We start from the raw sequence: 17,470 nt of genomic DNA, 5'->3' as shown, positions 1-17,470 counted from the left end.
CTCTTTACTTAGGAATCCCTCACTTCTAAACGAAGTGAAAGTGGGGGTAGTTCAATAATTCACCTTTAGCATTAATACACTAACTTGTTCAAAGATTAAACTGATTGTTTGAATTTTATGATAAAAAAGATTTGCGAAAATGGGATATAGAACACATTTTTTTGAGGATGGTGAAACGGTAAGGATTAAAGAAACAGTTAAAGTTGTTACAGTTGATCATTGGTGGTATGCAATTGGGGGATTTAAAAACGATGGAGTACTGTATAATATCGTGGAGCATCCTAGCGCATGATATGCGGAATATAATTTGGAAAATTCAATAAAATAGTGATTTGAATAAAAGAAACCCCGTTTTTCTACGGGGCTTCTAAGGGTAAGTGTCAAGCAATGACGTACTCGACTAATTAACCATATCATGAATTTTTTGGTAAAAATAGTGGAAAATGTGTCCAAATTAATGGGAGCATTATTTTAAACAAAAACGTTATTTTGTAGAAAAAATTTAAAAGAACCCACATTGGAGGGGGTGGGTCCTTTTATAAAAACTAAGCATAATAGGGATTTTCTATATATTACCAAAAATGAAGTTGGTATTCTACACGATAGTTGTTGAGAAAAGTTTTTCGCACAAAAAAGAACACTATACACAAGTGCTTTTAAAAAGGAAACCCTATTAGTGAAAGAAAACTATGTTAATAATATATATGCTCGTTTAATTAAATGGTGACAAGTTAAAAAATCATTTTGCACAACAAAGCAGCTAGCCTATGTAGCTAACTGCTCAGTTGTACAATTTTAGAAGTTGCACTGGATACAGATATATGTTGTAACAAAAAGTTACAACTATAGTTTAAACAACTATCGAAATATTATGCAGGAAAGAAAACTAAATTAAAAATTCATTCAGCACAACAATGCAATTAGCTAACTGCTTGTTGTACAAAAAATTTATGCTTATACGTAAAAAAGGCAGGTAATTGACTAAGTTATCTGCCATGCACCAAACGAAACGGAGTAAAGAGCTCCGATTTGAAAGAGAGTGGCTCTGGGAAGCTGACTTGCAGATAGTATGTGTAAAGTAAAAAAGATTATTCGTAAATGAGAATGAAAAATTATTTTATAAGGACGGGCATTCTTTTAGTTTCAAGTCTTTCAAAGTCTACAGGACAATATGCAAACGTTATGATAGGTTCTAAAGTTTCATTTGTTAAAAAAGTGTGGTTAATTACTTGGCCGGAAGAAGAATAGAATGTAATTTTGGTTTTTGAAATAGGAGGAAGGGTTATAACTAGCGGTTGACTTGACATATTTATCAACTCCTAAATTATTTGATGCTTTAAGAATTTAAAATGTATTCAATAAATATGTATGAACTCATTTTATAAAGTTAGTACTTTGTGAATTGAGAAATTCAAAAAAAATAGTTAATTTAATAAAAAAAGCAGTCAGCTTGCGCTAGGCTGCTTTGCTCCTTAATGGAGTTCTCGTGATGTAATTTAGATGAAAATACTACTTACTAGGAATAAAGCTCCTAGCAAAATTAGAGAATCAACTAAAATCAAGAACTGGTTTTTTTGTGGTTTTCGAAATTCTTTTATCAAGCTTAAAACTGCAATCATTATGAAACATATATATAACAAAATCATAATTGTTTCTGTCATAACTAACACTCCTAATATATTGATAATTTAATTATATAACGAAAAGTATATCTATGTAAGTTTTTAACAAAATCATTATTTGAATAAAGAAGGGTACCGTTAGAGCGTATGGCGCTCTTTGACCAAGAACTATATTGCATATTTGTTATAGCCCGTATAAGTATATGGAAATTGAAAATAAGGCGTGAATTAAATTTTAATAAAATTGTTATTTGGTTACAGCGTATATAAACAAGGAAGAGCCTGATATGGCTCTCAGGCTCTTCCCTCAATAGCAAAGAGTAAGTCTTTTAAGTACTCCTTGTTCATATAGTAAAAGATTGTTAACGAAAATCCAAGGCTCTTTATATTGAGAAATAAAGAAGAATTATTATAAAGAATCTCATCTTTTTTCGTAAATAAAAGAGCAGCAAGCAAAAGCTAACTGCTCAATACAAGGAGATACAAAGAAAACTACTTCGAATGAGTTATGGCATACAGCCTATATACAGTATTGACGGGAAATTTATTTTAAATCCAATTTACTTAAAGTAAATATCCCTATAGATATAATGGCTGCGCCTACTGCAGAACCTATCCAGTCTCTCAAGCTTAATGTATTTAAAGGTGTATCTGTTAGATCCATAATTAAAAAGATAGCAAAAATTAATATACCGAATGCTAAGCTTCCCCAAAATGTTTGTAACGATTTAATAATCTTCTTTCGGAATTTGTTCATTAAAATCATCCTTACTAATACTTTTTATTTTTATAAATAAATTATTGCATGTGTAAAAATTGAAAGTACGAAATATGCACTATTGCATATTGGAACTCAAAAAAATGATCCATTCATAAGTAAATAGATTGAACGGAGGGGAACCGTATCGTATAAATCAAAAGGAAATTAGTATTATGTATGATTATATCTTTACTTATGTTGGAAAGCTTAAAAAGAAGTGGGAAAGTGAGAAGAAATGGAAAGGACCAACTGATATGAGAGAAATAAAAAAATACTAGGATTTTTCCTAGCATTCAATGTAATTAGTTTTTACTATGATTTGAATATGAAGAGAATGAGTATAAAAAGATATGTATTTAATAGAAAAACAGCAGGATAACACCCCTTTTAATTAAATGGGGTGTGGAAAATTATAAAATATGTTAACAAAATAAAAGTTAGGGTAATTTTAAATCCATCCTTTTTTAAGTCAGAAGTTAAGAATTGTTGATTTGTATGAAAGTTTTTCATTAATTCTACAAAGAAAAACATAGAAATAAAGATTTGTACCAATATTAAGATGGGAGACATAGTTGATAGTATGGAGGATAGATCATTAAGTGGTGTAACTTGCTTATTCTCTATTGAGCTTGCGAGCAAGTTTCCCAACTCAATTTGTAATGAGATCTCGGCTATATTATAAGTTAAAAATATTGTCGCAATACAAAAAAGAATTTGTATGGGTGTACTAATAAATTTAAAAGGCCTTTGTAACAATGAATACTTAATAATAAAAAGTATGGCATACAAAATGATGAATGCATAAATAAACAAACCAAACGTTTGCACTCCATTAGATATAACTCGTGCAATAATAGAAAGCATAGTTTCTCTTTCGTTAAAAGAGATTAATGGAGAGTTTTGAATAATAGACAAATTATTATATAGAGAATGAGCTATAAATGCACAAAAAAATAAAGCAATTAAAGAAGGAATGAAATTTAGTACTTGCTTAATTTTTTTGTCGGTAGATGAAATCTTATAGTCTATTATTTCAAAAGTGTCTTCTGAATCTCGATGTGTGGCCTTTTGTTTAGCGTGCTTATAAGATTTATATGTAAAATATACGCCGATTCCTGTAATAACTTGACTAAAAACAAACTGAAATAATTCTAATGACATGCAATTGCTCCTTTCTATAAAATCATAGGGGAATTATAACATATTTTTACATAAATTGAGGGGTGACGTCATAAAAAATGAGGAATGAAAGTATTCATAATTATAGACCGCAATGATGTGTTGCTTGTAGTTGGTGTAGATGAAAATGTAGTAAAAGAATATCATTTTCATAATTATGGGATAGATAGTGATGAAGAGGATTCAGAACTAGAAGAGTTCAGTAAGGGAGGTTTTTTCTTGCAAGAGAATAAATTGGGTTAAGAGTATACGATTAATTTTGAAAGAATTAAAGAATTTAATAAGTTTTCATGCAGTATTGAATCTAATTTTGAATGGAAATTTCCTTTTTTCATAAATAAAAGAAGCAGCTAGCAAAGCTAACTGCTCAGTTTTTTGAAAAATAAGAATTAGAATTTGTTTTATTAATGTTTTACATCAATCAACGAAATTGCTTTATAGAGGTTAATAAAGTTTTATGAATACGCAATAATGTTTGAACATCATCTTCTTGAAGCTGCTGTAATGCTAGGGACATCGCTTTGTAGGAAGTAGAGTTTTCAATAGATTTTTTCGATGTCTCTTGTCCTTTGGGTGTTACTTTTAATTTTATTTCTCTACGATCTTCATCTGATTGTTTTCGTTCGATGAACTCTAGATTAACTAAATCATCTACATTTACACTCACTGTACTTTTAGGAATTGAAAGACGTTCTGAAATATCTTTAAGAGTGATATTAGGAATTGCATAAATTGTATTTAAAATACCCATTTGTTGTACTGTTAATCCTAAACTCGAGGCGTTTTGATGTGTGAACTTTATAATTTCTTTGTTAATTGTTACAAATGACTGGACAACTTCTCCCACTTGTTTGAAACTAGGATCTTTTAAGTTCATTATATTCAGTTCCTTTCTTTCTTTTTTAGTTTAGACTAACACAAAATAGTTCATTGTTGAACTATCTATCTTTAAACTAATTCAGAAAAGAAAACAATATATATATTATTAATAGCAAACTTAATAAAAATTTCATTTTGTATAAAAAAGGAATGGATATGTGTTCTTATTGGGAAGACGCAGTTACAGATTTCTTTAAGAAGCAAGAGCAGGAACGAAATAAAAGAGCAGCTAGCAAAAGCTAGCTGCTCGGCTGGTTCTCAAAAAAGGAGAAAGGAGAAAGGTTAGAGACTGTAGTAAATGAGTTATGGCCATCGCCTAAGCGATATTTTTGAAGAAATATTAAGTGATATTTTAGCTAATCTAAAAAGAGCACCTTTAAAAAGTGCTCTTTAAGGGAAAAGTTAGATATTAAAAAGAAAATTAGGGTTTTATGCTTCGAGATAATATATGATCATTTCATCAAAATGTGACGATGAATCACAAAAGAACAGTTAACAAATGTTAACTGCTCGTTCTAAAGTTGACAATCTAGATGCATAAATGTAGTATGGCCAAGAATAGAGATAGCCATTCAAGTAAGTAAATTGAACGGTGGGAAATCGTTTCGTATGAATTAATTGCCAATTTTGAAGACATCGATGGAATGGGAATGCAGGGGGTGCTTTTTTTCTTTGTAATATAGCAATTACACATTAAACGTGAATCTGAACAAAATGGGCATTTGAATAGATAATTTTCCTTAAAATAACCTTAATTAAAACATTAATTTTCTAGATACCCTAAATCAAGTTTATTTACCGTTACGTTCATAGGAATCCTGAGTGGTTCAATGGAAATGGTGATGTGAATGAATACAATAATAAGCAGTCAAGGCCAGACGCAGATGAGGCATCGAATGAAAATGTGTTCAAAAATGAATATCCAAAGCAATATAAAGATTTTGAAGGGGGGAACAAGTGAAAGTAGCGGATCAGCTGTTTTTTTATTTAATAAAAATCATTTTAAACATTTCTTATAGCATCGAATACTTATGTAAATATGGAAAACAGATTTAATTCTTGGAATGAGGGTATCGATGTGGATATAACACATATTATGGCGAGAATAGTGGTGAATGGGAAAGATCTTCCGTTTACTTCAGTTAGAACCTCTGCGTGGATTAATGGACCTGCAAATGATTTAATTGTTACGACAAAGCAAAGAGTAAATGAGCTTTATCGGTTTATGTGGTCACGGGTGCTAGTTATGCTAACAATGTATTTCCTTCAGGGTGCTGATGTGGTGAGATTTGCTAGGGTTGCTGGAGTTGATGAAAGTGTAACGGGAGAATATATATATCATTTTATTTGGTGATAAGACAAACTTTAAGTAGCCTAACAGCTGCTTTTTTATTTTGAATAGAAAAAAGGAACCTGTAATGGCTCCTTTTCATCATGCTATCTTGTACTTATTAATTTTTCGCTTAACATCCATAAAAGCTAGTAGTGCTGCAATAGCGCAAACACCTTTAAACCAAAGAAATTCAGAAGAAACTAGTCCGCCAAAGAAAGCAATCGAGTGTACAAAACAAGTAATACCAAATAACCAAAGCATGAATTGTAATTCCTTTGAGGAATACTTATAGTTTTTAAATCTTTCCCACATATGTATCAACTTCTATTGTTATGAAGTTCTGTAGTTTTTCTTTTTAAAATCGCGCATGTTGAGGATAAAGAATAAAAGGAAGATAAAAGCTGCGATACCATTAATCCAGTAGTATGTGCCCCCTGTTGTGAAGCCGTTATAGAAGGAATAGACATTCCAAATTGTAAGAAGTATTGAACAAACAGTAGAGATTATTAATGAGCTAAAACTTCTCATGATTTTCACCTCGATTCAAAATGTTAGAACTTATTTATAATTCTACATTTAGATAAATAGATTTTCAAGAAGAATGAAAAAGAACCCGATGAAGTTAGGGTCCTTTCGTAAGTGATGATGTATTCTCGGCTTGGGAACTGAGAAAATACAAAAATATAATACATTGAGATTTAGAGAATTGCAACATTAAATTAGGGATTACCGCAAGGGGTGAATATGGTTAGGCAACGAAGCTTAAATTGTAAAGTGAATAATTTGTTACTATATTTAAATGTTTACAAAAAATAACCATTTTCTTCAGATTTTAAGAAGGTTTTACAAAAAAATACATAGAAGTATAATATATGATAATGAAATGAGTCGAATTTTCATCATGACTGATATCCATAATATGTTCATTTCAATTTACATGAATTACATAAAGAGGAGAGCGATTATGAAAATGAAAATTAGTACGGCAGTCGTAGGTTTATCTGTTTTAGGATTTGGAATTTTTGGTTTTACTCATGGAAATGGTGGAGGGGTTGTTCAAGCGGCTTCAGTAGGAGATGGTGGAGGAGCGCCTGCATATGCACATGGACATACAGGGGGAGCACCGTTCTATACTCATGGTCATACGGGAGCACCAGTTTATGGATATGGATACTATCCAGCACCTTCTTTTAATGTAGGAGACACTCCGGCGCCTAAGTTAGAAGCTCATGGAGATTATGGAGGAGCACCAGCTTATACTCATGGGCATTTCCCTGCACCGAAGTTAGAATCGGATGGACATACAGGAGGGGCACCTGCTTACAATAAGGGAGATACACCTGCACCCAAGTTAGAATCACATGGAGATCATGGAGGAGCACCAGCTAATACAGAGCCTGGTGGGGGAATTTAACTAATACTAATATAAAAGTTGTAAGTTTATATATAAGAAAAAAGACTTTGTAGTTTACAAGGTCTTTTTTCTTTGTAAAAAAGTTATTCAAAGAGGAAAATAACCGAATTTCTTCCTAGTTGTATAGAAAGCGGTGGGTAATATGAAGTGAAGCAAAAAAACGAGTTAGCTCAAGAAGATTACACGCAAGGTATGAAGTACACGGAACTGGCTGAGAAATACGAAGTATTAATATACTGTTAAGTCTTGGAGAAAAAGGCATGATTGGAATTGAAAAGGGGTGCACCCAGATGTCTAAAGATGAAAGAACGAATCGTTTGGAATTAACATTGCAAACTGATCAATCTATTCTAGGCTTTGTTACAGGGAGGGTACGATGGGAAGAAGAAAGTTCTTAAAATTAAAAAAATCCCAAAAGATAAGGCTGAAAAAATTAAAAAAGGTGATAAGATACCTTTTATGCAATGTTCACATTTGTAGATAGCGGTGAAGACCAAAATGTATTTCAAGGAGATGAATTAAAATTAAATTGGACTTTTAATTCCATGCAAGCAAGCGGTGAAGAAAAGTAAGTGTAATAAATTGTATACTATATGTTTGAGACGTATAGTATACGAATGATGAGACTTTTTTATCCAAAAAGAAAAGACACCCTAAGGTGCCATCCTCTCACTTGAACCATCTTAATTCTAATATGGTTCAAGTGAGAGGAAGTATACAGTATTAATAGGGATGCAGATTTCAAAATAAAAAATACGTTAAGTAAACTTTCATTCGAAAATTCACATTAAGCAATAATGTTTAAAAATTAAGTTTATAAAAAATAATAAGATGTTTATAGATGTAAAGCCTATGGGAACTTTTCCTGTGGGCTTTTTAAGTAGTTTTTACGAAATTATGAGTGTTTTTTATTTTGTATTTCAATAAGTTGATCTGGTAGCGTTTTTGTATAATATTCTTTTTCTGTTAGTTCAAATATAAATAATGCTTTTTTCCAGTTATAAACAACATCTGCTACATTATGTTGTTTAATCTTTAATAAATACTGACCTTTTAAATAGAATAGTTCACCTAATAGGTATAAAGTATTTAGATTAATTGCTAATTTGATGCCCTTATCAAGGTATTTTATTGCCTCTTCATGTTGATATGTGAAGTCTAAACATTTTGCTAAATTTAACATGATTTTTAATTTAATTTCTTTATCTCTAGGAAAATCTAACTTATTAAAATTAGTTAAACATCTTTTTAATATAGTAATACTTTTTTCATATTCTTTATTTTCCGCATAAAATATAGCCATTGTTTGCATAATATCTATTTCTCTTTCTGATAAAAAATCAGAATTAGTTAAAGTCAGTTTTAATGCATTATTTAAAAAATCTAAAGCAGTTTTTATTGATTTATCCACCATAAATATAGCAATTGCTTCATGCCATATTAGAAATTGTTTCTCTTCGTTTGTTTGAAAATTATTTAAGTTTTTCTCTTTCTTTACTATTTCATAAAGTTCTTTATATTGTTTTTGCTTTAAGCAATCTTTTATGACGTATTTTACATTTTCTACATATTTTAATCTTTTGTTTTGAGTTAGTGCAAATATATTATTCGGATCAATGCCAAGTCTTTCTGATAATTGATATAACAATATGCTAGATGGATAAATCACACCTTTTTCGATCTTGCTAATTTGACTTTGTGAACATATTCCATGACATAATTCGGATTGTGATATATTTTTTTTAATTCTAAGTTCTTTAATAGTAATACCCAAATCATTAAATTCCATTTTTCCACCTACTATTTAGCACAGTATTAGTATAAGAGTTTTCTCTAACTTTTAATGTAATGTAAAATTAATATAGTTGCAATTATTATTTGTTTTAAAGGACTTACCGTTTCCATAGGATGGTGAGGCTTTTATTATGTACAAAAAAAGACACCCTAAGGTGCCTTCCTCCGACTTGAACCACGTTCATTTAGTATAAACTTATCCGTATTATCCCTTTGTTATACGTGTAAATCTATGTTTAAAAAGTATAGTATACAATTAAAAGAACTTTTTAAAATTTGAGAAGTTTATCGTGAATGGTAAAGCTCTTCATAAATATATGGGTGAGAAAACTGATGATGATTTCCCTTTTAAAATACATCGTAAAATATATTTTACGATGTATTTTGTTGTATGTTGGAGAGTGGAGAGTATAGTATAGGAATATTAAATAATTGTTCAGCTTTTGTGGTGCCTTGAGCCAATTTAGCACCTTACGCTAGCTTTGCTACTTTCCTGGCCCCTTTAGCCTCCAGAAGACCTAATCCAGTTATGTATTGGAGAAACGGTGAAGAAATAGAATCTTTAGTTGATAGTAAATTTTTATCTTAATGTGGAAGAAAAACAGTTTTGGAAGGTTCTCAATTATATACCATATTCATTGGCAAGAGAGAGAAAGGAAGTAAAGAATCATGAATGAAAAGGGGGGATATACTATATTACGACAAATGAAGCCTTTGTATATGTGAAGTAGAAAAAGTAAAAAATCACCTGTAAAGGGCGGTTGAAAATGGGTCTCACTATTTATTTTTTAAAGCTCTTTTTAAGAGTTCAACTATTTGTACTAGCTATTCTATAGGAGTGAGGTTTAAAGCAGGAAAATAAATTTCGGTATTATATGTAATGAATTCTTCTTTTTCATGAACAGATAAACTATCTTTGTAGGGTAGCTGTAATAATAGAACTACTATTTTATAGGAATACATTTCCGAATGATCTATTACCATCAATTTAATATTTTCTAAGTTTCCCAAAAACTGAAGTAATTACTAAAGTCTTTATAAGGAAATAGAAAGCTTTTTAATTCTTGACTAATATCTTCTAGATTCCCATATATATTATCTGCGGCTAAATTTATTTCCTCATTAAAATTATATAGCTGTTCATCTACATAACTGAATCCATCACAGCAATTATTATGTATCAAATTAGATATAAATGGTTTTATTTTCAATACATTTTCTGCATTTAGAATAAATTTATCCCATAACAGTCCCAGTATTATTTTTACGGGTAATTTTTTATCATACGTTCCTTTTACATTTTTTAATTTAGGTACGATGTCAACCAACTTATCATTACTAGATAGAGAAACTTCTATAATTTCAATAGAAGGGCTATCTAATGCTTCAATTGTATGATCAGCCCAATCAATTATTTCAGTTTTTGAAAATAAACCAATTTGTAACCCTATACTCAGAACCTCAGCTATTATTTTTATATTAGCCATATATATAACTCCTCAGATTTTTTGATAATTATACATCGCAGTAACCTATATTTCAAAAGGTTGTTGCTAGTATGCAGTAACTACAGGGATTTTTTAACTTAGGGTTCCTCCACATTGTTGTTAACAAGCCAAAAGATAAAATCCCTCCTAAAACGAAAAAAGATGAACAAAATAATAAAAAAGATTCATTTCTATTTCTTTTTTAGTTTCTATTCTTTAGTAAAAGAACTTAGTAGATGAAAAGGGTAGATTGCACAATTATTTGGGAGATAAGTACAAGTAACTTTGAAAAATATTAAGTTCCCCATTTTAATGGCGCCCCTTTTTCTATAACGGTAAGTTCAAATTATGTTTCTATTAAATAAAAAATACATCCTTATAGGGATGTATTTTTTATTTAATAATAATGTTATAAATTATTCTACATGAACCGATATACTTTTAGATAATACTTGCATTGAGAAAGGAACTCTAGCTTCAAAAGCTATAGTATTTGTTGAATTTGGTGTGTTTGAGAAGATGTACGAATCTTTGATACGTAATCTAAATGTTTTTTCAGATCCGAATGGACCAGTATAAGAACTAACTTCGTCTAAAGAACTTCCTGCATATCTAATACCATTAACAGTTAAAGCTTCTGAATATGAATCCGGCGTACCTACTTCACTAACTTTCACATAAAGGTAATCGCCTTTAAGAACAGGAATAGATAAGTAAGAACTTGCACTATACATTTTGTTATTATCGCCTACAGCACTAATGCTAACACTTCGTAATGGAGAAGAATCCGCCTTTGAAATAGTTGGTAAAAATGCTAGTGTAAGTGCAAAACACATAGCTAACATGCCCATAAATTTTTTCATATTAACAACTCCTTAGGTATTTATTTAACATCCTGTATTTTACAGGTTAAAAATGTAAATTTCAATATCGTTATATAAAGAATAATTATGTAATTATGCATATTTAATATATAGTACACCAAAACTCGGATACATAAATCCCTTGCTGTTACATCGGGGATACGAAAATAACTAAAAGAAAAAGGCGTCTACAGAAAAAATTTCTATTCTTAAATTTGTAGGATAGTTTTAAATACAAAAATAAAGAGATTGGTAATATATATCCGTCTTAATGTAAAATATATATTGCATTTATGTAGTTAATAATTTAATATATGGAATATAAGATTTATAGTATGAAGTTATCATTTACTAATGAGACATATTTAAAGTCTATAAGTAAAGAGAAAAATATAAGAGTTAAAAAAGTCTAATTCAACTGGAGTTTACCGATATTGTAAACGCTACGCGAAAAACCAGTAGTCATATTGAAAGTAATAAGTTTAACCCTTCTTTAAAATTTTGTATTCGTATAGCTAAAACACTAGATATGAGTTTAGGTTAAAAGCCAAGTAGTCTCCCACCTACTCACTTCGCGTTCCTTGAGGAAGGAGTCTACTTGGCTAAAATGTTAAATTATTTTAGGAGGAACTCTTAAATGGAAAAACTAAAAAAATGGTTTTCACTCAGTACACATTCAGATGAAAGAATTCAACAAATAGAAATGAAAATTTGGGCGCAATCTGGAATTATTGTCCTACTTTTAGCTTTTATAGATGTTGTAATAAGGGGAGCATATCTACACCGCCCATTCCTAGAATGGATTGCTTCATTAGCCATTATAATTTGTTATATGATATTCTTTTTTATTAAATCTATTCTGACTGGCGTTTATGAAACAGATATTAATAATAAAGAACAATTAAATGAAAAATTAAAAGAAAAAATGAGTAATACCTTTATTTTTTGTTTTGTCGCAATAGGTGCTACTACATACAAATATTACTTCCCTGAAGATTTCGGCGGATGGTTAGCAGCAATAGCAAAATTCATTATACTTTTCGTTTTCCTATTTGGTATTCAATATCTTATTACAGTAATAGCTTGGAAGAGATCAAATAAAATTTAATACATATAGACAAAAAAGCTTATCCTATAGTACTTAATGATAAGCTTTTTTATTATTTTTTTCATTATTTTTCTGCTATTGTGTACTTGCTTCTCTTAGGTTGATAGTGATGTGGCCCTCCCAAATTGTGCTCTTAAAAACAGTAAATCTAATATCTAGTATTATATCTGTATTCACAATTTAATTGATAAATAAAACACATAATATTCAGATGATAAAATTGTAAATATCTTGAAACCGCGGTTTTAAAGGTAATAATCGTTGAATTTCATTATTTTTCCGCTTTCTGTAGGGTATATATTTTTATAGATTTATGTATTAAGATAGAGTTGTGCTAGAAAATAACGGTAAAAAAGCATAAATAAGGAAAATGGATGGGGTTAAAAATGAAGACTATGTTAAGGAATATTGTATCAATGGCTCTCGTGTTAGCTTTGTTTACAACTTCTTTCGCTGGAATCTCCAAAGCTCAAGAGATCAATAGTGAAGAAGAAAAAATAGTACAAGAAGTAGCTGCACAATTGAAATTTGTTGTTGAAGAAGCTTCAGTTAGAGATAAACATGGAAGAGTAGTAGATATTGATATCGATATGATAGAAAACAAATATGGTAAAACTGAAGAATTAGAACAATTGAGACAAGAAATCCAACGTGTAAATACACCACCTGGCTATGAAAATCCATTCAAACAAGAAACAGAAGCTGTAGATAACTGTATAGAAAGAAAACTTATTGCAAATTATGTAGAATTTCTATCAGTAGGTTTTTTAGGTTCTATTATTGCTAATATTACTAACAAAGAATATGAATTAGCAGCTAGAAAAATGATTAGATTAGGCGTCAAAGGTAATTTAGTTAGTTTAGCTGGTCAACTTGCTTGGTATCTAGGTACATGTATATATGAAGAAGAAGGACGGACCGGAAAAACTTGGTGATTGATAAAAAACAACCTCTTATCTTCTAGAGGTTGTTTTTTTTGAAGAAAATAACCACATCATAATTTCAAAAAACGCTACTATAAATAGTGTTTTTATAAGGTTTTCAAACCAATTGAAATGATTATGATTAGCATAGTTAAAAGCTATCAATACAATATACAGTAGGACTATAAAAATTAACGGTCTCTTATTAGTGAAACTCAAATTATTCACCCCTTAAATACATACTTAAGAAAGTTACCTTAATACTATGTTAACTCAAAGTGCAATCATTTTCGATGATTTTCTATATTTATCCACATTTGTAACAGCGACCCTTTTTAAAAAACGCGTTCTCATAATAAATTCTCTTTGAAAAAACGTCGAAATTTGTCATCAGAATGCCCCCTATATATGAGAGGGCGAAACCAGTTCCTGCTGATGAGAGATTGAGTGAACGTATAACGTTGTTCTTCCTTATTCGCAGGATGTTTTAATTAGCGTGCAAATAAGAGGTAACGAGCCTTATTCTGTATGTATTTCTTGATTTCATTCGTAATTGAAATAGTCTTCAAAACTTCATTAATTTAAAGGGTCTAAGCGGAGGAAAGCTTCTGTTCTCCTTTAATGTAAAAAGACATGAAAGTAGCAACTAATTTTATAGTATAAAATGCTGAATTATTAACGGATACAGTTCATTTAGTACCCATTTTCTTGTCCTCATATCAAGACAAGAAAATGGGTACTTTTTTAAACTAAGACACCAAAGTGGATACTTTTTAAAAATAGCAATACAGGTAACTAAATTTGTTATAATAAATATTACATTTGAATATTCGGAGGAATTGAATTTTGAATAAGAAATTATTAGTAGCTTTAACATGTAGTACTTTATTTATGGGGATGACAGCGTGTGAATCTAATGATACTGCTAGCAAAGCGGAAAAATTAAAGCAAGAGAACACACAAAAAACAAATGATAAACAGAAAAAAGATACAAAAGAAGATGTACCAGTAAAAGAAATAAATACAACTATTAATGCAGGTCCATATAAATATAGTCCTAATGGTACAAATAATGAGCATTTCATAATTTATGATAATGCGAAATTCGAAGATAACTTTGATGGGCTTAAAGTTAATATGAACCAACTATCTTTAACTAATAAAGAAAGGACTTCAAATGGAAAAGACGTGGGTTCCCTCCGAATTGCATTTACAATTGAAAATACAACAAATTCTACTTTCTCTTTTAGCTTTAATAGGATGCGTGCTACTACTGATCAGGGCGAACTATTTGAACCATCTACATTTATTAAACAAAATTTTATAAATCCTACTAAAAAAATAGATGATACACAGGATAATAAAATTGTATTTAATGATTACGGAACAAAAGATTTAGAATCTATACAATGGGTTGATTTCACTTTTGAAATAAATAAACAAAGTCCTGAAATAACAATTGCGAAGACACAAAAATATAAAATTCGATTCAATATAGATCAACATTATGGAGGAACTACAACTAAACAAGAACAGCCTCAAACTTCTTCAAATACGGATGATGTTACATACAAAAATGAAATTAAGCCTAAAATTGATTCCATGATAAAAGAGTATAATGATATATGGAATCAAGAAGTAAAATCAGTTTTCAACAAAGAGTGGGAAACTCCAGCAACTATAAACCAAAATACTTTACAAGAACAGATGGAGCTTGTATCTACTAAATACAGAGAATTGTCAAATGAGAATATCAACTTTAATGCATCCGATAAAATAAATGATTCTGTTTTAAAAGAAAAAATAAATAAATTTAGAGAAGAGTTTGGTGCTGCGGCAAATTATAGAGGAAATGCAGCAAATGCTATATTGGAAGGAATACGAGGTTTAGCTCCAATGGAAGACAGAATGAAAGAAGCAAGAAAATCCATTAAAATTTCTGAACAAAAGTTTAATAACGCTTCAACTCATTTAACTGAATTTGAAACAAAACTAAATAGTAAATAGTATAAAAGAGAGCCATGCTCTCTTTTTTAGTTCTCAGAAAAACCTAATTAAATGTGAAGTTCAACTAAAATTTAATTCTACATAAGTAACAAAAGACAATCATGAAGGTTCTACTTTCTTGTCTAAAAAGTATCCATTTTCATGTCCTTGTACATTTAAGTTGATACCTGTGCCTACTAATAGGGTGTCAATTTAAAGGGGTACGGAAATATCCCGATATAAAATTTGGAAATTACTGGGGGAACTTTTACTTCTCTCATAGCCACTGACGTTAGGCTCGTAGTCATATTTTAAAAATGTAAGGGTGCAGTAGCTATGAGAGAAATAGAAATTCTAAATATATATTAGAATTTATTTTCTTGCATTGAGAAAATGAGTTCCTAATATTCACAATAATTAAACAAAATTTTCTAGATATTATAAATATTTACAATAATGTAATTTTTGTTACAATTAATGTGTGAGTTATAAAACTATTAAAGGGGGAATTTTTATGTTCAAGAAATTAGTAGTGGGAGCATTAGCAACTGGTTTTGTATTAACAGGGGGTATGGGAGCCTCAGCTGCAACATCTACAGTTGATCATACTAATAAAAAACTTGATTCACCACAGTTTTCATCTTATGACATGTATGAATATCATACTAGTTGTCCTAGGCTTACTAGTAATGCTCCCTATAGAATGTCAATGATAAATGAAAATGGGATTTTCGCTAACTCTTTTACTGATCGAGAAACAGGAATCACTTGGTACTTTAAAGGAACTGGGGCTCATAAGTCCATTGGATGCTACGAGGGAAAAACGAAATAATCAAAGATACCCCTATAAAGGAAGTACACCAAGAAAGGTATTAATTAAAGAATAGCATCCGTAATGGGTGCTTTTTCTTTGTTATATAGAAATTACACAATAATGAACAAATTTAACACCTAAAAAGAAATTGGGTATAAGCACATTATTCTTAGAGATACATATTATATATCATGAAAAACTTCTTTGTTTTTCAAATAACGGACAGAATGATGTGAACGAAACTCGCAGCAATAGTACATAAAAAGTTCGCCTTAATTGGTGAACTTTTTATATAGATACAATCAAGTGAAAATTATAGTAAGAAGGGCGAGAAAATGTTTAATGATTTTAAGTTTGTAGCAAATCATTCAATTTATATCCAATTTCATAATTATTTGAAAAAACGATTATGAAATGCTAACTATTGGAGCATCTATTGAAAAGAGGAATAATTTATGGAAATAGTAAATGATAGAGCCATGTTACGATTAATGCATCTAAATGATATCGAAAGCTTATTTAACATTGTGGAAGGGAATAAAGAAATATGGACGTATTTAATAGCTAAAATGGATAGCTATCAAGATATGGAGCAGTATGTTCAAGTAGCAATAAAAGGTTTTGAAGGGGAAACGGATTTACCATTTGTTGTTGTAGATCAAAAAACGAATGAAATTGTAGGTAGTACACGTTTGTACAGTATTTCAAATGATAACAAAACGGTTGAACTTGGGCAAACGTGGTATCATCCAAGTGTACATCGTACAAGTATAAATACTGAGTGTAAGTATATGTTATTGCAATACGCTTTTGAAGAGTTACACATGCTACGTGTGCAAATAAAAACGGAATTACGGAATGAAAAAGCACAGCGCGCAATTGAAAGGCTTGGTGCTGTAAAAGAAGGTGTATTGCGAAACGAGAGACAATTGCCAAGTGGTTATGTACGTGATGCAGTTGTATATAGTATTATTGCAAGCGAATGGCCGGTTATAAAAGAACAATTATTAAAAAAACTAGCTGTATATAAATAAATACTACGTTTATAAATAAGGAGGTATCATCTAATATATGTTGGATGATACTTTTTTGATTTATGAACAAAAAGGATATTAAAAAGGTCTTGATATGAATATCAAGACCTTTTTAATATGCATAATTATTTCACTGCCTCTTTTAATTCTTTTCCAGCCTTAAAAGCAGGTGCTTTTGAAGCTGCGATTTGCATTTCTTCACCTGTTTGTGGGTTACGCCCTGTACGTGCAGATCTTTCACGTACTTCAAATGTACCAAAGCCAAGAATCTGTA

At 30.2% G+C, this 17,470-nt stretch carries 19 protein-coding genes and 2 pseudogenes; 10 read left to right on the top strand and 11 right to left on the bottom strand.

Going from position 1 to position 17,470, the window contains the following annotated elements; translation table 11 throughout:
• Positions 1-139: 139 nt before the first annotated feature.
• Positions 140-292: a hypothetical protein gene (locus AC0NJG_RS27875; protein WP_170959957.1), complete on the top strand. Its 153-nt coding sequence runs from the start codon at positions 140-142 to the stop codon at positions 290-292.
• Between the two features lie 820 nt (positions 293-1,112).
• Here the strand turns inward: AC0NJG_RS27875 and AC0NJG_RS27870 are convergent.
• The 3 genes from AC0NJG_RS27870 to AC0NJG_RS27860 form a co-directional block, all read right to left on the bottom strand.
• On the bottom strand, positions 1,113-1,307 hold the full coding sequence (locus AC0NJG_RS27870) for a hypothetical protein (protein WP_016135778.1): 195 nt from the start codon (positions 1,305-1,307) through the stop codon (positions 1,113-1,115).
• Positions 1,308-2,166: 859 nt separating this feature from the next.
• Complete coding sequence (locus tag AC0NJG_RS27865) at positions 2,167-2,379, bottom strand: hypothetical protein (protein ID WP_016135780.1); 213 nt, start codon at positions 2,377-2,379, stop codon at positions 2,167-2,169.
• Between the two features lie 390 nt (positions 2,380-2,769).
• Positions 2,770-3,543: a hypothetical protein gene (locus AC0NJG_RS27860; RefSeq protein ID WP_016089876.1), complete on the bottom strand. Its 774-nt coding sequence runs from the start codon at positions 3,541-3,543 to the stop codon at positions 2,770-2,772.
• A gap of 84 nt (positions 3,544-3,627) precedes the next feature.
• On the opposite strand from AC0NJG_RS27860, the gene AC0NJG_RS27855 reads away from it, so the two are divergent.
• Entirely contained in the window at positions 3,628-3,804 is a 177-nt protein-coding gene (locus tag AC0NJG_RS27855; RefSeq protein ID WP_154214405.1) for a hypothetical protein, read from the top strand.
• A 178-nt stretch (positions 3,805-3,982) separates the two neighbouring features.
• On the opposite strand, the gene AC0NJG_RS27850 is transcribed toward AC0NJG_RS27855, so the two are convergent.
• A complete protein-coding gene (locus AC0NJG_RS27850; RefSeq protein ID WP_087953788.1) occupies positions 3,983-4,438 on the bottom strand; it encodes a MarR family winged helix-turn-helix transcriptional regulator in 456 nt (151 codons plus the stop codon).
• A gap of 1,041 nt (positions 4,439-5,479) precedes the next feature.
• Between AC0NJG_RS27850 and AC0NJG_RS27845 the strand changes: the two genes are divergently transcribed.
• The gene (locus AC0NJG_RS27845) at positions 5,480-5,794 is read left to right on the top strand and encodes a hypothetical protein (RefSeq protein WP_087953786.1); all 315 of its coding nucleotides are present in this window, start codon (positions 5,480-5,482) and stop codon (positions 5,792-5,794) included.
• Between the two features lie 78 nt (positions 5,795-5,872).
• Here AC0NJG_RS27845 and AC0NJG_RS27840 read toward each other — a convergent pair whose 3' ends face one another.
• Both AC0NJG_RS27840 and AC0NJG_RS27835 read right to left on the bottom strand, forming a co-directional pair.
• Positions 5,873-6,085, bottom strand: a complete 213-nt coding sequence (locus AC0NJG_RS27840; protein WP_087953785.1) for a hypothetical protein — start codon at positions 6,083-6,085, stop codon at positions 5,873-5,875.
• 18 nt (positions 6,086-6,103) lie between these two features.
• Complete coding sequence (locus AC0NJG_RS27835; RefSeq protein WP_087953784.1) at positions 6,104-6,301, bottom strand: hypothetical protein; 198 nt, start codon at positions 6,299-6,301, stop codon at positions 6,104-6,106.
• Positions 6,302-6,737: 436 nt separating this feature from the next.
• Here AC0NJG_RS27835 and AC0NJG_RS27830 point away from each other — a divergent pair, with 436 nt between their 5' ends.
• Entirely contained in the window at positions 6,738-7,187 is a 450-nt protein-coding gene (locus AC0NJG_RS27830) for a hypothetical protein (protein WP_087953783.1), read from the top strand.
• Positions 7,188-7,636: 449 nt separating this feature from the next.
• Positions 7,637-7,759: pseudogene (locus AC0NJG_RS27825) on the top strand (TasA family protein); the annotation flags it as partial.
• Positions 7,760-8,082: 323 nt separating this feature from the next.
• On the opposite strand, the gene AC0NJG_RS27820 reads toward AC0NJG_RS27825, so the two are convergent.
• The 4 genes and pseudogenes from AC0NJG_RS27820 to AC0NJG_RS27805 form a co-directional block, all read right to left on the bottom strand.
• Positions 8,083-8,976 carry a helix-turn-helix domain-containing protein gene (locus tag AC0NJG_RS27820; protein WP_087953769.1) on the bottom strand — a complete coding sequence of 298 codons (894 nt, stop codon included), beginning with the start codon at positions 8,974-8,976 and terminating at the stop codon, positions 8,083-8,085.
• 830 nt (positions 8,977-9,806) lie between these two features.
• Positions 9,807-9,899 (bottom strand): annotated as a pseudogene (locus AC0NJG_RS27815) (contact-dependent growth inhibition system immunity protein); the annotation flags it as partial.
• Between the two features lie 80 nt (positions 9,900-9,979).
• A complete protein-coding gene (locus AC0NJG_RS27810; RefSeq protein ID WP_087953770.1) occupies positions 9,980-10,468 on the bottom strand; it encodes a hypothetical protein in 489 nt (162 codons plus the stop codon).
• A 416-nt stretch (positions 10,469-10,884) separates the two neighbouring features.
• Complete coding sequence (locus AC0NJG_RS27805) at positions 10,885-11,331, bottom strand: hypothetical protein (RefSeq protein WP_087953771.1); 447 nt, start codon at positions 11,329-11,331, stop codon at positions 10,885-10,887.
• A gap of 637 nt (positions 11,332-11,968) precedes the next feature.
• On the opposite strand from AC0NJG_RS27805, the gene AC0NJG_RS27800 reads away from it, so the two are divergent.
• The 5 genes from AC0NJG_RS27800 (at position 11,969) to AC0NJG_RS27780 (ending at position 17,196) form a co-directional block, all read left to right on the top strand.
• Positions 11,969-12,439 carry a DUF6773 family protein gene (locus AC0NJG_RS27800; protein ID WP_141537811.1) on the top strand — a complete coding sequence of 157 codons (471 nt, stop codon included), beginning with the start codon at positions 11,969-11,971 and terminating at the stop codon, positions 12,437-12,439.
• Positions 12,440-12,813: 374 nt separating this feature from the next.
• A complete protein-coding gene (locus tag AC0NJG_RS27795; protein ID WP_474063673.1) occupies positions 12,814-13,374 on the top strand; it encodes a hypothetical protein in 561 nt (186 codons plus the stop codon).
• Between the two features lie 834 nt (positions 13,375-14,208).
• On the top strand, positions 14,209-15,369 hold the full coding sequence (locus AC0NJG_RS27790; RefSeq protein ID WP_474063672.1) for a ribonuclease: 1,161 nt from the start codon (positions 14,209-14,211) through the stop codon (positions 15,367-15,369).
• Positions 15,370-15,862: 493 nt separating this feature from the next.
• Positions 15,863-16,180: an LCI fold-containing protein gene (locus AC0NJG_RS27785; protein WP_016089898.1), complete on the top strand. Its 318-nt coding sequence runs from the start codon at positions 15,863-15,865 to the stop codon at positions 16,178-16,180.
• A gap of 437 nt (positions 16,181-16,617) precedes the next feature.
• Positions 16,618-17,196, top strand: coding sequence for a GNAT family N-acetyltransferase (locus tag AC0NJG_RS27780; protein WP_474063671.1), 579 nt, complete (start codon positions 16,618-16,620; stop codon positions 17,194-17,196).
• Positions 17,197-17,321: 125 nt separating this feature from the next.
• On the opposite strand, the gene AC0NJG_RS27775 is transcribed toward AC0NJG_RS27780, so the two are convergent.
• The coding region (locus AC0NJG_RS27775; RefSeq protein WP_474063674.1) for an HU family DNA-binding protein at positions 17,322-17,470 on the bottom strand (149 nt) is incomplete at its 5' end.

It is taken from the genome of Bacillus sp. SSR7 (assembly GCF_055902415.1).
This window is presented reverse-complemented; position numbering and strand designations above follow the sequence as displayed.

Bases quoted from the DNA above. Each gene is read 5' to 3' on its own strand.
- AC0NJG_RS27870 (WP_016135778.1), bottom strand. From the start codon at position 1,307: ATGTCAAGTCAACCGCTAGTTATAACCCTTCCTCCTATTTCAAAAACC.
- AC0NJG_RS27830 (WP_087953783.1), top strand. From the start codon at position 6,738: ATGAAAATGAAAATTAGTACGGCAGTCGTAGGTTTATCTGTTTTAGGA.
- AC0NJG_RS27805 (WP_087953771.1), bottom strand. From the start codon at position 11,331: ATGAAAAAATTTATGGGCATGTTAGCTATGTGTTTTGCACTTACACTA.
- AC0NJG_RS27835 (WP_087953784.1), bottom strand. From the start codon at position 6,301: ATGAGAAGTTTTAGCTCATTAATAATCTCTACTGTTTGTTCAATACTT.
- AC0NJG_RS27860 (WP_016089876.1), bottom strand. From the start codon at position 3,543: ATGTCATTAGAATTATTTCAGTTTGTTTTTAGTCAAGTTATTACAGGA.
- AC0NJG_RS27780 (WP_474063671.1), top strand. From the start codon at position 16,618: ATGGAAATAGTAAATGATAGAGCCATGTTACGATTAATGCATCTAAAT.
- AC0NJG_RS27810 (WP_087953770.1), bottom strand. From the start codon at position 10,468: ATGGCTAATATAAAAATAATAGCTGAGGTTCTGAGTATAGGGTTACAA.
- AC0NJG_RS27795 (WP_474063673.1), top strand. From the start codon at position 12,814: ATGGGGTTAAAAATGAAGACTATGTTAAGGAATATTGTATCAATGGCT.
- AC0NJG_RS27850 (WP_087953788.1), bottom strand. From the start codon at position 4,438: ATGAACTTAAAAGATCCTAGTTTCAAACAAGTGGGAGAAGTTGTCCAG.
- AC0NJG_RS27785 (WP_016089898.1), top strand. From the start codon at position 15,863: ATGTTCAAGAAATTAGTAGTGGGAGCATTAGCAACTGGTTTTGTATTA.
- AC0NJG_RS27845 (WP_087953786.1), top strand. From the start codon at position 5,480: ATGGAAAACAGATTTAATTCTTGGAATGAGGGTATCGATGTGGATATA.
- AC0NJG_RS27855 (WP_154214405.1), top strand. From the start codon at position 3,628: ATGAAAGTATTCATAATTATAGACCGCAATGATGTGTTGCTTGTAGTT.
- AC0NJG_RS27865 (WP_016135780.1), bottom strand. From the start codon at position 2,379: ATGAACAAATTCCGAAAGAAGATTATTAAATCGTTACAAACATTTTGG.
- AC0NJG_RS27840 (WP_087953785.1), bottom strand. From the start codon at position 6,085: ATGTGGGAAAGATTTAAAAACTATAAGTATTCCTCAAAGGAATTACAA.
- AC0NJG_RS27875 (WP_170959957.1), top strand. From the start codon at position 140: ATGGGATATAGAACACATTTTTTTGAGGATGGTGAAACGGTAAGGATT.
- AC0NJG_RS27820 (WP_087953769.1), bottom strand. From the start codon at position 8,976: ATGGAATTTAATGATTTGGGTATTACTATTAAAGAACTTAGAATTAAA.
- AC0NJG_RS27800 (WP_141537811.1), top strand. From the start codon at position 11,969: ATGGAAAAACTAAAAAAATGGTTTTCACTCAGTACACATTCAGATGAA.